Origin of the sequence: Halorhabdus salina, from assembly GCF_013839425.1 — an archaeon.
GTDB classification, from domain to species: domain Archaea; phylum Halobacteriota; class Halobacteria; order Halobacteriales; family Haloarculaceae; genus Halorhabdus; species Halorhabdus salina.
In genome coordinates, this window is record NZ_JACDNP010000007.1 from 117,624 (window position 1) to 130,662 (window position 13,039).

Consider the following 13,039-nt stretch of genomic DNA (forward strand, 5'->3'; position numbering starts at 1 on the left):
TCGCGCGTCGTCAGTGCGGGCAATCCGTTATTCTCGGCGACCCAGGAGGGCGACGGAAAGCAATGTCACGAGCGTGACCCCGATGCCAAAGCCAGGCCCGCTCGTTGTCGTCGCGGTCGTCGATTCGGGCGTATCTGTCTCGCTGGTAGTCATCGTGGTCTCAGTTGCCGTTGTTGTCTCGGTTTGGGTGTCGGTTTCGGTCACCGTTGCCGTCTCCTCGGCTGCGGGTTCGACGCCCTCGACGGTGGCTTCGGCTCGGAGTCCGTCGGTCGTCGCAACGACTGCCAACTCGCCGGCGGTCTCGATCGGTACCGTTAGTGCCCCGTTGCTGTCCGTCGTGCCGACGGTGTCGCCCTCGACGCTGACGGTCGTGCCCGAGACGGTCTGGCCGTACTCGTCGGTGACGACCACTCGGACGCTCTCACCGACGACAACCCGGTCGTTTGCGGATTGCAGTTGCAAATCCGGCGTGCGCGAGATCGTCACATTGTGCTCGATCGACGACTCGTTGACCGTGACCGTCGTTGTATTGGTGGTGTATCCGTCTTTGTGAACGGTAATGGCCTGTTGAGTGTTGACTGGGACGCGCAACGTTGCTTCGCCGTTCGAAAGGGTTGTCACCGAGCCGAGGTCCGCCACCTCGACGGTGGCCTGTTCGACCGCTTGGGGCGGATCGAAGTGATCATCCCGAACGTCAAAGGTAACAGACACAGATGCTTCTTCGAGGGTGATCGCTTGTGAAATGTCACCAGTCACCTGATAGCGCTCGGTGTAGTTCAGGTGGCCTGGCTTCGTGACTGTGATCTCGTAGGGGCCACGCTCGATTGATCCGGTCTGCAACTGTCCGTTCGCGTTTGTCTCTCCCGTGAGGACCGTCTGTCCGTTCTGTTTGAGGCGGACTGTTGCGTTCGCCACGGACCCTCCAGAACGGTCCACCTGCAGATCCATCGACCCCTTTCTGGCGACGTCAATGGAGACGGTCTCCGCACTTGCATCAGTTATCTCAATGGGGACGTTCCGGACGTAGTCTCCGGGCTCTACGGCAATCGTCGCGTTCGATCCTCGTGGCACGTCGACCAAGGCTTGTCCGTTCGCTCTGGTCGTGACGGTCTCGTTGCCATCTGTCCAGGAGACAGTGAGTGTTACATCGCCGACATCGCTCCCGTAGCGATCCTCGACGGCGAGGGTGAGTGTCACGTTGTCTTGGCCCTGGGCGAGGCCAACTCCCCCAAAGGGAACGACGGTCATCGCCCCAGCGAGGACGACCACCCAGATGACGACGGCCACACGGCTGCGGAGTACTGACATACGCGACACCACGACGAGTGGTCATAAATCTTTAACGACACCGAAAGGGTACGGAAGGGGAGCAAGCCGTTGTGTTATAATTCCTCGCTGACGCGATCGACGTCCGATCGGTCGATCGCCGGAATCGGTCCAGGGATGGTCCGACAGACTGCCGCTGCGGCGACGCCATACGAGAGTGCCTCGTCCGGCGGAGCGTCAGTCAGGAGCTGCTGGATAAACGCCCCGGCGAAAGCATCGTGTTGACCAGCCGGGTCGACCGTCTCCGTCTCGACCGATTCACACTCGTGGAAAACGCTATCCTGTATGGCGATCGCGCCGTACTCGCCTCTCGTCATCGCCAGGAGATCGAAGTCCCACTCCGAGGCGACGCCGTGGGCAATTTCCCGATACTCCCCGCTCCGCTCGAAGACCGTTTCAAGCTGGTCTTCGTTAGCGATCAGGACGTCAACCTCGGGTAATAGTTTCGCTAAAGCCTGACGCGCGTCCTCCGGCGACCACAACCGGGGCCTGAAGTCGAGTTCGAACACTGACAGGCCGCCGTTGGCCCGACCGGCCCGTAACGCCGTTTCGATCGTCTCGACGGCCGTCTCCGAGAGGGCGGCAGTACTGCCCGCCGCAAAGACAGCGTCGGCTGCCTGGACGCGATCCATCGACAACTCGCCCGGCGTCATCGAGGCGGCGGCCGCACCGTCACGGTCGTGAACGATCACAGCCTCTCGCGGTGCACTGGCCCGTTGATAGAACTCGATGCCAAGTCGGCCGGTCTCACTCCAGGTAACATCCGTCTTTGCGCCATATCGGTGTAACTCACTGATCACTCGCTTCCCGAGCTGTGTCGCCGGCACCTTCGACAGCCAGCGGGCGTTGGTCCCGAGATTTGCGGCGGCGATGGCGACGTTACTCTCGGTCCCGACGGCCGACATCGAGACTTCGTCACTACCGACGAACTGTTTTGAACCAGGTGGTGTGAACCGGAGCGGCGTCTCACCCACGGTGAGGAGGGAACCCATGACCACCACATCACACCCGCCCCCAATAATGTACACGGTCAACTACAGAATATGAAACGACCTCGCTGGGACACAGCGGACCAGCCGTCACTCGAATCGACGCGTCGTGTGGCCGGGATAATCCCGCTCGAATCGGTCGGCAAGTTCGTCGGCGTCGATTTCGATGACGACCGGCCGGCCGTGCGGACAGGCATAGGGGTTCTCGCAGCTCTCAAGCCGTTCCAACACGTCGACGATGGATCCTTCCGTCAACGACGTATTCCCGGTAATCGACGGGTAGCAGGCCAGGTCAGCGAGTAATTCGTCTGCGGCCGCCTCGACAGTCCCATCGAGATCCGTCTCGCTTGTGACAAACGACGCCAACGCTTCCCTGAGGAGTTCGGGATCGGCTGTCTCGGCCAGGACAGTCGGGACAGTTCTGACGGCGACAGTCCGCTCGTCGCTTCGGTCGGTGGTGAAGCCGATCCGTTCGAGTGCCGGCTTGAACTGCTCGAACAGTTCGGCCTCCCGGGCGGTCAGCGATAGCTCGACCGGTTCTGCCAGTACTTGTGTCGTCGAGTCGTCGTCGAACGCGTCCTGGAGGCGCTCGTAATTGATCCGCTCGTCAGCAGCGTGCTGGTCGATCAGCACCAGTCCCGTATCCGTCTCGGCGACGACATACGTGTCTCTGAACTGCCCGAGCACTCGCATCGACGGCAGTGAGTCGAACGCGCGGTCGAGTGGGGCCTCACCGTCCCCGAGGGTGGTCTGTGCCCCGGGTTCTCGAATACGGGTGGGTGCTATCTCTGATTCGTCGCTGTTGGCCGGACCTTCGCCGTCCTCCGCTGACTCGCCGTGCTGACTGTCCGGGGTCCGGCTGGACCGCGCGCGATCTGGCGTCGACTGTGGAGCAGATTCCTGGGGCGCTGTCACAGCGTCTGGGTGACTAGCCCGATTGTCGTCTCGCCCATCGGTTGCATCACTGCTGTCGGGGGCTGGTTCCGGGGATGTCTCGCCAGCCACGCGTGAGGTGTCGTCGTCTTGAGTCGGGCGATTCCCTTCGACACTCGCTGCTGTTTCGCGTTCGCCCTGGTCAATTGTCGTTTGGTTGGGGGATGAGGCTCCGCGTGGGGCGCTCGACCGGACCAAGCCTTCCCGCAGGAGGGCATTCTCGACGGCAGTCCGGACCTGCTCGCGGAGGCCGGCCTCGTCGGCGAATCTGACTTCCATCTTCCGGGGGTGGACGTTGACGTCAACCACGTCGGCCGGCAGAGAGAGATTTAGCACGGCGAAGGGGTAACGATCGGGCGCCAGTTGCGTATCGTAGGCCTCGATGACGGCGTCCCGGGCGGCGTTTGACCGGACGAAGCGACCGTTGACGAACGTCGAGAGGTACGCCCGGCCGGCACGTGTCGTCTCCGGCTCGCTGACCAGTCCGGAGACGTCGGTTAGCGGGCCCTCGGGGAGGTCCGCGGCCCGAACCTCGATCATCGACTCGGCGATTTCGCGGCCGTAGACCGCCATGATCGTCTCCTGAAGCGAGCCCTGTCCGCTCGTGGCGAAGGTCTCCCGGCCGTCGTGTTCGAGTTCCACGGCGACGGCTGGGTTCGCCAGTGCGTAGTTGGTGACGATCGAATTGACGTGATCGAACTCCGTGGCGTCCTGACTCAGGTACTTCCGGCGTGCAGGGACGTTGTAGAACAGATTCTCGACGGTTACCGTGGTCCCTTCCGGACAGCCTGCCGGTTCGACACTCGTCACCTCACCGCCCTCGACTCGCAAGCGCGTGCCGCGATCGCCGCCTCGTGGGCGCGTCGTGATCGTCAACCGGGAGACGGCCCCGATGGCGTGGAGTGCCTCGCCGCGGAATCCGAGCGTCCCGACGCCGCCCTCCAGGTCCGCGATGTTCCGGATCTTGCTCGTGGTATGTTCCCGGACCGCGGTCCGGACCTGGGATTCCGTCATGCCGACGCCGTCGTCGCTGACGCTGATGGCGTCTTTCCCGCCCGACTCGACCGCGACGTGGACCCGGGAGGCGTCGGCGTCGAGGGCGTTTTCGAGTAGTTCCTTGACGGCCGAGGCCGGGCGCTCGACGACCTCGCCGGCGGCGATCCGCTCGACGGTGGTCTCGTCGAGTTCCTTGATCTCCTCGTGTTCGCTCATGTGGGCGCGTTGGCGTCTCGTTTGCAGGCCGCGGCCTTGAGTGTGCGGTCTCGCCAAACAGTTACGGCACGTGCCGTTGTAGGCACACCCATGGACTTGACAGACGTCTTCGAGGACCTTCCCGACCCGAGTGCGTACTCGTTTCCCGACTACGCGATCCCGCAGGGTGACCCCGTGATGCCAGTCGCACTGACCGATGACGAACTCCACGCGATGTTGGATCTCTACGAAACCTTCGCCGATGTCGATCCGACAGGCATCGAGTCGAACCCATTCCTGGCGAACACGACCAAATTCTTTCAGCAGACGTTCGGTACCCCATCTTATCGCCCGGACGAGCAACTCAACGAAGACGTCGCGACGATGCTCAACGACTTCTCTGAGGACCTGGGTGGGGCCGACATGGGCGTCGTCGATGCAACGCCGAAACATCACCAGACCTTGTACTTCTTCCTGGTCAGTGCGAAGGGGTATCACATGGCCCCACATATCCAGTTCGACCCCGATCCGACCGCGGTCGAAACGCTCTATCGCATCTACGAGCGGGTTACCGACCAGGACTATTATCTCAAGCGCCCCTCGACGGTGCTTGAGTAACCGATCGAATCCAGGGGCGTCCCGGGATGGAGACTTATTGTGCCCCAGGAGGTAGTTAGTCGTATGCAAACCCGCGACCTGGGCGCGACCGGACAAACGAGTTCGGTCGTCACCTTCGGCACGATCGCACTGAACTGGCTCGAACAGGAGGGCGCAAACCAGCTGGTCGAACTCGTGCTCGACCACGGCGTCAACCACTTCGACGTCGCGCCAACCTACGGCGACGCCGAACTCAAACTCGGGCCGAAACTCCGCCAGTACCGCGAAGACATTTTCCTGGGCTGTAAGACCCAGGAACGCTCCTACGAGGGTGCCTGGCAGAAACTCGAACGCTCACTCGATCGGCTCGGCGTCGAGACGATCGACCTCTATCAGGTCCACGGGCTGGAGTATGAGGATGAACTGGCGACGATCACAGCTGAGGACGGCGCGCTGGCGGCCTTTCGCGAAGCCAAAGAACAGGGCCTGATCGACCACATCGGACTGACGAGCCACGGCAATCCGGGACTGATCCGCGACGCGATTGACGAGATCGACGATTTGGAAACGCTGATGTTCCCGCTGAATCCCGTTGTCGACGCCAAGGATAGCGAGGAGTACGATTACGACGCCGTCCTCCAACGAGCCGACGAGGAGAACATCGGCACGCTCGCGATCAAGGGCTTCGCGAAAGGGTCCTGGCCCGACACAGCGGAATTGCCGGAACACGAGCGATCGTACGCCAACTGGTACGAACCGGTCGACGAACCAGACGTGATCCGTGACCGTCTGAACTACGTGCTCTCGCGTGGGGTCGACACCGTGGTCACGCCCGGGGACCCGAAACTCGTCAAGATGGTCCTCTCGGCAGGTGATCGCTACGAAGCACTCGATGAGGCGGCACAGCGTGCGATCGTCGAGGACGCCCGTCACGCCGAGAGTCCGGTCCCCGAACAACTGCATCACTGACGATGGCGGTTCCGGAGACGGTCGCGACGGCATTGGATGATCGAGCCGTGGCTGGCAAGCGCTGTCTGGAGGCCGGTGCTGGCGCGGGGAGCGCGACGCTCGGGCTTCTGAGTGAGGGTGCTCGCGAGGTTTTCGCCGTGACGAACGATCGCGAGCACGCCGAGACAGTCCGCGAGCGCGTCGGCGGGGATGGGCGAGTCTGCACGCTCGAGGCCGACCTCAGAGAGGTTCCGCTACCGGACGATACTTTCGAGGTCGTCACGGCTCACGCGCTGTTCAACGTGGTCACGACGGCGGAATTGCCGGCTATCGCGGACGAACTCACGCGGGTCGCCGCGCCGGGGGCACAACTGGTGGTCGACGACTACGCGCCACTGCCCGAGTCGGCGGCGATGGCTGACCTGTTCGCCCTCGAAAACGCGGCTGGTGAACTCGCTACAGGTCGCCAGCCGCTGACGTTCTATCCTGCCTCGCTACTCCGGAGCGTCTTCGAGTCCCATGGCTGGACGTTCGAGCGCCGGCGAACGCTGCTCGATCCAGTGCCGTGGACTGACTCCCACGTCCAGACCCACGCCGACGTAGCCAGAGAGGCAGCAGCGTCCCTCGACGGCGATCTCGGTGACGCTCTCACGGCCGAGGCCGATCGACTGGTCGAGACGATCGGCTCGGAATCGGCCGGGGAGATGTACAGCCTGGCGTTCCGATTCGACAGCTGAGACACGCAACGATCGCCGTGGGTCCTCAATTCCGCTCCAGTTCGTCCTGCCACGCCTGGATCTGTGTGAGGAGTTCCACGGGTGGCGTCTCGTTGACGTCCAGCTCTGTCAACTCTTCGAGGACGTCTTCAGCCGGTTGTCCGAAGCGGTCGGCGATCCGATCGCGTTCGTCGGGGTTTCCGCCGTCGGCACTCGCCGCAGTTCCGGCCCCAAACTCCCCGGCGGAGAGATCGAAGACGGCCTGGGTCGTGCCGCCGGACCCGCCCTTGGCCTCGATCGCTTTCTCCTCGCGCAGGCGGTCGAGCACGTCCCGGGAGCGATCGACGACGGGACCGGGCACGCCGGCCAGATCGGCGACGTGGATACCATACGAACGGTCTGTTGGGCCGTCCCGGACCGTCCGGAGGAAGGTCACGTCGCCGTCGCTCTCGTCCGCGGCGACGTGGACATTTTGGACGCGGGGGAGGTGTTCGGCGAGGCTCGTCAACTCGTGGTAGTGTGTCGCAAAGAGGGTCTTGGCGCGCACTTCGTTGTGGAGGTACTCGGTGGCCGCCCACGCGATCGAGATGCCGTCGAACGTCGCCGTGCCTCGTCCCACCTCGTCTAAGATCACCAGTGACTCGTCGGTCGCCGAGTGGAGGATGTTCGAGAGTTCCTGCATCTCGACCATGAACGTCGAACGCCCCTGGGCGAGTTCGTCCAGTGCGCCGACGCGGGTGTAGATCCCGTCGACGAGGCCGATCTGTGCCGAACGGGCCGGGACGAACGACCCGATCTGGGCCAGCAGGACGATCAGCGCCGCCTGACGCATGTACGTCGATTTACCGCTCATGTTCGGCCCAGTGACGATCAGAAACTGGCGATCGTCGTCCATCCAGAGGTCGTTGGGAACGAACTCCGTCGTCTGTTCGACCACGGGGTGACGGCCCGCCTCGATGTCCAGGGCGCGCGAGTCGACCAATTCCGGGCGCGTCCAGTCGTTGCGGACGGCGTGAGTCGCTAGGGCCCCGAGGACGTCGACCTCGGCCAGCGCGGCACCGACATCCTGGAGGAGTTCCGCCCGTGTCGCCACGCGGTCACGCAACTGCTCGAACAGATCCCGCTCCAGCTCGTGGCGCTGTTCCTCTAGTCGGAGAATCTCGCGCTCGCGTTCTTCGAGTTCGTCAGTAGTGTAGCGCGTGGCGTTTTTCAGCGACTTGACGCTCTCGTAGTGGTCGGGAACCTTCCCGGTCTCGCTGTTGCCGACCTGGATGTAGTAGCCGTCGGTCTTGTTGCGATCGACTGAGAGGTGCGTGATGCTGTGTTCACTGCTCTCGCGGTCGGGAAGCGTCTCGATCCACTCCAGAGCAGCCTCGTGGTTCTCGATAATCTCGTCCAGCTCGTCGTCGAATCCTTCTCGGATGATCCCCCCCTCGGTGATCGTCCCCGGCGGGTCCTCGACGATGGCCGCGTCCAGCTCCGCCTGGAGTTCGCGTACAGCCGCTTGATCAACCCCATCGAGATGATCAGCAAGCGGCGAGTCGGCCAAGTCGGGCGTTTCGGCGACGATCCGCTGGACGGATTCGGAAAGCGCGAGTGTCTCGGCGGCCGCCCTGAGATCTCGGGCATCGGCGCTGCCGGAGGCGGCCTTGCTGGCCAGGCGCTGGAGGTCGTAGGCGTCCCCGAGTTCCTCACGCAAGCGCTCCCGTGCCATTGGGGCCCCGGCCAGTGCAGCCACGCTGTCCTGCCGGCGGCGGAGTTTCGCTTCCGATCGGCGCGGGCGTTGCAACCAGGCCCGCAGCGTCCGTGTCCCGGCACTCGTGACTGTGTGATCGATCGTATCGAGGAGCGACCCCGACTGCTCGCCCTGCATCGTCTCGGTCAGTTCGAGATTCCGCTGGGTCGTGGCGTCCAGTTCCACGTGTTCACCGGCACCGTATCGCTGGAGGCGCGTCATCGAGGCCAGGACGCCTTGCCCGGTCTCCTCGACGTACGCGAGGACGGCCCCGGCCGCTGCGATCACTGGATCAGTGTCGACGCTGACGCTGTCCAGCGTCTCCGCACCGAACTGGTCGCCCAGCCGGTGGCGGGCCCGACCCGGGGCGAACGCCTCAGTCGCGTGTAACGACAGGGTGGAATCGGTTCGTTCGCGGAGCCGATCAAGCGTCTCGTCGTCGGTCCGGACCGTCGGTCCCGGGAGTACTTCCATCGGATCGAACCGATAGAGTTCGCTGAACATCGCGTCCCGGTCGGGCGCACTTGTGACGAAGAACTGGCCGGTCGTCACGTCGGCAAAGGCCAGGCCCCACTCGCCGTCACCCTCGACGATCGCCGCGAGATACCGGGCCTGAGCGTCGGTCGCCGAAAGCAAGGTTCCCGGCGTGACGACGCGTTCGATCGCTCGTGCGTGCCCAGTTTCTGTCTCGTGTTGCTCGGCGACGGCGACGCGATAGCCTCGCTCGACGAGCCCTTTGAGATACGGCGTCAACTCGTCGACGGGAACGCCAGCCATCGGATACGAGGAGCCGTGACTGGACTTCTTCGAGACTTTCAGATCCAGTTCCTCCGCGACCGTCTCGGCGTCGTCGGCGAAAAACTCGTAGAAGTCCCCGACTTGCATCGCAAGCAGATCGGCATCAGTCTCGGCTTTCAGGGAGAGAAACTCCCCGACGATCCCCTCGGCGTCAGTCATACCACTACGTGGGACCGAGGCGCGCTAAAAGGCTACGGGAGCGATCTGCCAACGCCTGACCGTCGATACATCGGCCAGCGAACTCATATGGCCGTGGCTCCTCGATCAGACAATGACACGTCGTTGGATCGCTTTCGGGTTGCTGGTTGTCGTCCTTCTCGGGACGGTGGCGCCGGTCGCCTCCTTCCCCGGTTCCGATTCCCAGCAGGCAGCCCATCCCGCGGCGACTGCCCTGGCGACGACGGATTCGTCCAATATCACGATCACCCAACGGCTTCGATTGACACCGGATCGGCCGGGCGAAATCGGCGTAACCGTCGCCGTGACGATCCCCGATCGAGTCGAGGGGTTGGAATTGCGGGTCCCTGACAGTGTGTCGGTGACGGACACTGACGGGTTCGAACAGGCCTCGGGCGACCGCTACGAGTGGACCGAAGCCGTTGCCGAACCGACGATTACCTACGACCTGCCGGCAAATCGGACCGCGACGGGCGAGGGGCCCGAACCTGGCTCTGGCACGTATCTCTATGCCGATACCGGATCGTGGGCGATCGTCTCGCCACCGGGTCCCGGCGTTGGGTATCAATGGCGTGGCGAGGACGTCAGCGTCGAACGGCGTCTCACTGTCCCCGGCGAGGGCGTCGCCGGCGAGCGGATGGCCTACCTCGGACCCTCCAGCACATATAGTCGGACGGCCCATGGCCAGACGTTCAAGTTGACCGTGCCGAGCGAAGCGTCGATGGTCGAAGATCCCGACCAGGTGCTTGCCACGTTCGCCACGGCATCGGACAGACTGCGGGTCGGCGACCGGGACGAGCAGGTTTTCACCATCGTCGCGCCGAGTGACGTCGACTGGGCCGTCAGAGGGCTTCAGACCGCGGATAGCGACATGTGGGTGGCGGCCGATCAATCGGTCGACGAGGCGGACAACACCTGGCTTCACGAGTACGTCCACTCCCGCCAGCGGTTGAATACGACGACATCGACCCGCTGGCTCGTCGAAGGGAGTGCAACCTATTACGCTGCGAAACTCGCCCTGGAAGGCGATCTCGTCGACTTCCAGGCCTTTCATCGGACACTCGATCGTGGGACGGCAGACCGGTACGACGAGGACGTGCTGGCCAACCCCTCGACCTGGTCGTATCGCGGCCAATACGACAAGGGCGGACTCGTGACGGGCGAACTCGACCGCCAAATCAGACTCGAAACAGATCGGACGAGTAGATTCGATGCCGTATTTAAGACACTAAATGCCCGTGATTCCCGGTTCGATCACCAGCGGTTCGTCGAGACCGTTGCTGGAGTGTCCACGCAATCAGTCGCCGAGGTGGCCGATCGATACGTGACGACGACTGATCGGCCGTCGATGTGGGAGCAGACCGAACACGATGCAGCGTTCGGTGTTGTTCCAGCACAGTTCACCTACCAACTCCCGCCGGACAGCGACCCGTACCGAATCGAGAGTCGCTTCCGGAACGTGTCCGTCGAGCCACTTCCGACACTCGTCGTCGGTGAGTCCCTCCGCATTCCGGTGAACGTCACGAACGTGGGCGGCACATCGGGCACGTACGATACCACGGTAACGATCGACGGCGAGGACGTCGCTGGGGTGAATGGCGAGCTGGCTCCCGGCGACTCTTCGACCGTCACGGTACCGTATACGTTCGAAGCGCCGGGATCGTATCGCCTCGGCGTTGGCGATGCCACGACGACGGTGACAGTCAGCGAGCCGGCGACGCCGACGATCGATTCGCTCACCGTCAACCGGACGACTATCGAAGGGGCGGGGGACGTCTCGGTAGTGGCGACTGTTCGCGGCAACGACTCGATTCCGTCGGAGGGCCCGATATCGACCACGCGGAACGGAAGTGTCCTTGGCGAGGAATTCGTTCGTCTCACTCCCGGTGGCAGCCAGTCAGTCGAGACGACGATCAGCTTGCCCCAGCCGGGTGTGTACGAGCTCGGTGCGGGCGAAAAAACGGTGACGGTGACTGTTCGCGAGCAGGCCACCCCGACCCCCACGCCAACCTCAACGCCAACGTCGACGCCCACGCAAACTGCCACACCAACCGCGGACGGGGCCAGCGGAACCACGACGACCTCGTTGTTCGATTCGGGGACTGCATCGCCCGGGGACGAATCCTCACCAACGACCGCCTCCGGGCCCGGATTCACAGTCCTTCTCGCGCTGGTCGCCGTCCTGTTTGCAGTCGGGGGACTCAAACGGCGTTAGACGGCATCGAGAAGGGCTTCCGTTCTGGTTTCGAGTTCTTCTGGCGTCCGACCGAATAGCACTGTCACGGGGGCGCGACCGTCACCACCGTGGTCGACGAGCGCCCCGGGATCGGTGACGCCGGCCAAGGCCCCACCAGCACCTGATTCCAGGGTCGGCGTCGATTCGAGGGTGACAACGTCGCCGTCGAAATCTTCGAGTGCCGTCCCAATCGTCTCGTCGTAGCGCCAGTTGACCGCAAACCGGACGCTTGCGTCGGCTTCACGAGCAGCAAGGAGGTACCGCGCGACGTGACTTGAGGCGCCAAATCGGACGCCCTTTGCCGTGGCGACACCATCCATCGTTCGCCTGAGACGGCCGTCGACGGCGGCGACCTCACCAGGCCGCTCCGCAAACGGGGTCGCACCGACGACGTTGGTTCCGACTTCGGGGACGAGCGGTGCGACGTCCTGTTCACTGAATGCCACGACCAGCGCGTGGACTGTCTCGGCCGTCTCAGTCCGGCCAGCCCGCTCGCGAGCTTCGACAAGGTGGTGAACTGCGCCTGGCCCCTCTCCGACGTCAAGGTTGTACCGGACCGCTCTCGCCAGCAGGTCGATCGCCCGTCCGACACTCGCCTGGAGGTCTGCCCCCTGGGCGAGGTGGGCCGCGATCGCACTGGAGAGCGTACAGCCCGAGCCGTGGGTCGCCTCGGTGTCGATCCGTTCGTGGCGGTAGGTTCGAACGGCAGGATTGTCCGTCTCTTCTGCCGTGACGAGAATGTCGAGCACGTCCTCACCGGGAATGTGGCCGCCTTTGACGAGCGCCGCGTCGGCACCCATCTCGACGATGCGCTCGCCAGCCTCGACGGCCGACGCTTCGTCGTCGGGTTCGATTCCCGTCAGCACCGCTGCTTCGTCGGCGTTGGGCGTCACCAGCGTCGCTTGGGCGATCAGTTGCTCGTAGGCAGCCTCGGCGTCCGGTTCGAGCAAGCGATCGCCCGACGCCGCGACCATCACAGGATCGACGACGAGCGCAGGAAGGTCAGCAGCGTACTCCTTGACGGTCTCGATGACGTCACTCGTTGCGAGCATCCCCGTTTTGGCGGCCCGAACGTCGAAATCATCGAGGACAGCTTCGATCTGTGCCCGAATCTGGTCGATCGGGAGCAGGTGGCTTCCTTGCACACCTGTCGTATTTTGGGCCGTGACGCTCGTGATCGCGCTCGTCCCGAACGCGCCCGTCGCCTCGATGGTTTTCAGGTCGGCCTGGATCCCCGCGCCGCCGCCCGAGTCGCTGCCGGCGATCGTCAGGACAGTCGGAGGCTCGTGCGCGGCTTCCTTGCGAGTCATACGCCACTCTATTCGCGGGTTATACAAATCCATGATGCTCTGGGCTCGGGCTGGCGGAACGAATTTGTATACGGCGGCGTATA

9 protein-coding genes are annotated in these 13,039 nt (G+C 63.7%); 4 read left to right on the forward strand and 5 right to left on the reverse strand.

Annotated elements, in window-relative coordinates; translation table 11 throughout:
• Positions 1-27 precede the first annotated feature (27 nt).
• The 3 genes from HZR20_RS10595 to mutL all read right to left on the reverse strand — a co-directional run bounded on the left by HZR20_RS10595 (position 28) and on the right by mutL (position 4,460).
• Positions 28-1,308, reverse strand: a complete 1,281-nt coding sequence (locus tag HZR20_RS10595; protein ID WP_181686591.1) for a carboxypeptidase-like regulatory domain-containing protein — start codon at positions 1,306-1,308, stop codon at positions 28-30.
• Positions 1,309-1,382: 74 nt separating this feature from the next.
• Positions 1,383-2,318 (reverse strand): sugar kinase, encoded by a 936-nt coding sequence (locus HZR20_RS10600; protein WP_181686593.1) that lies wholly within the window; start codon positions 2,316-2,318, stop codon positions 1,383-1,385.
• An 87-nt stretch (positions 2,319-2,405) separates the two neighbouring features.
• Positions 2,406-4,460 (reverse strand): DNA mismatch repair endonuclease MutL, encoded by a 2,055-nt coding sequence (mutL, locus tag HZR20_RS10605; RefSeq protein WP_181686596.1) that lies wholly within the window; start codon positions 4,458-4,460, stop codon positions 2,406-2,408.
• Positions 4,461-4,550: 90 nt separating this feature from the next.
• Between mutL and HZR20_RS10610 the strand changes: the two genes are divergently transcribed.
• From HZR20_RS10610 to HZR20_RS10620, 3 genes are all read left to right on the forward strand, one after another.
• On the forward strand, positions 4,551-5,057 hold the full coding sequence (locus tag HZR20_RS10610) for a hypothetical protein (RefSeq protein ID WP_181686598.1): 507 nt from the start codon (positions 4,551-4,553) through the stop codon (positions 5,055-5,057).
• Between the two features lie 63 nt (positions 5,058-5,120).
• On the forward strand, positions 5,121-6,005 hold the full coding sequence (locus HZR20_RS10615; protein ID WP_181686600.1) for an aldo/keto reductase: 885 nt from the start codon (positions 5,121-5,123) through the stop codon (positions 6,003-6,005).
• A gap of 2 nt (positions 6,006-6,007) precedes the next feature.
• Positions 6,008-6,721, forward strand: coding sequence for a class I SAM-dependent methyltransferase (locus HZR20_RS10620; RefSeq protein WP_181686601.1), 714 nt, complete (start codon positions 6,008-6,010; stop codon positions 6,719-6,721).
• A gap of 25 nt (positions 6,722-6,746) precedes the next feature.
• Here the strand turns inward: HZR20_RS10620 and mutS are convergent, their stop codons facing one another.
• The gene (gene mutS, locus HZR20_RS10625) at positions 6,747-9,392 is read right to left on the reverse strand and encodes a DNA mismatch repair protein MutS (RefSeq protein ID WP_181686603.1); all 2,646 of its coding nucleotides are present in this window, start codon (positions 9,390-9,392) and stop codon (positions 6,747-6,749) included.
• Positions 9,393-9,504: 112 nt separating this feature from the next.
• Between mutS and HZR20_RS10630 the strand changes: the two genes are divergently transcribed.
• Positions 9,505-11,625: a CARDB domain-containing protein gene (locus tag HZR20_RS10630; RefSeq protein ID WP_181686605.1), complete on the forward strand. Its 2,121-nt coding sequence runs from the start codon at positions 9,505-9,507 to the stop codon at positions 11,623-11,625.
• Here the strand turns inward: HZR20_RS10630 and thiD are convergent.
• Positions 11,622-12,956 (reverse strand): bifunctional hydroxymethylpyrimidine kinase/phosphomethylpyrimidine kinase, encoded by a 1,335-nt coding sequence (gene thiD / locus HZR20_RS10635; RefSeq protein WP_181686606.1) that lies wholly within the window; start codon positions 12,954-12,956, stop codon positions 11,622-11,624. The genes HZR20_RS10630 and thiD overlap by 4 nt on opposite strands.
• Between the last annotated feature and the right edge of the window lie 83 nt (positions 12,957-13,039).

What these genes read in the sequence shown, in the direction of transcription:
- HZR20_RS10620 (WP_181686601.1), top strand. Translation starts at nt 6,008, where the DNA reads ATGGCGGTTCCGGAGACGGTCGCGACGGCATTGGATGATCGAGCCGTG.
- HZR20_RS10595 (WP_181686591.1), bottom strand. Translation starts at nt 1,308, where the DNA reads ATGTCAGTACTCCGCAGCCGTGTGGCCGTCGTCATCTGGGTGGTCGTC.
- mutL (WP_181686596.1), bottom strand. Translation starts at nt 4,460, where the DNA reads ATGAGCGAACACGAGGAGATCAAGGAACTCGACGAGACCACCGTCGAG.
- HZR20_RS10610 (WP_181686598.1), top strand. Translation starts at nt 4,551, where the DNA reads ATGGACTTGACAGACGTCTTCGAGGACCTTCCCGACCCGAGTGCGTAC.
- mutS (WP_181686603.1), bottom strand. Translation starts at nt 9,392, where the DNA reads ATGACTGACGCCGAGGGGATCGTCGGGGAGTTTCTCTCCCTGAAAGCC.
- HZR20_RS10600 (WP_181686593.1), bottom strand. Translation starts at nt 2,318, where the DNA reads ATGGGTTCCCTCCTCACCGTGGGTGAGACGCCGCTCCGGTTCACACCA.
- HZR20_RS10630 (WP_181686605.1), top strand. Translation starts at nt 9,505, where the DNA reads ATGACACGTCGTTGGATCGCTTTCGGGTTGCTGGTTGTCGTCCTTCTC.
- HZR20_RS10615 (WP_181686600.1), top strand. Translation starts at nt 5,121, where the DNA reads ATGCAAACCCGCGACCTGGGCGCGACCGGACAAACGAGTTCGGTCGTC.
- thiD (WP_181686606.1), bottom strand. Translation starts at nt 12,956, where the DNA reads ATGACTCGCAAGGAAGCCGCGCACGAGCCTCCGACTGTCCTGACGATC.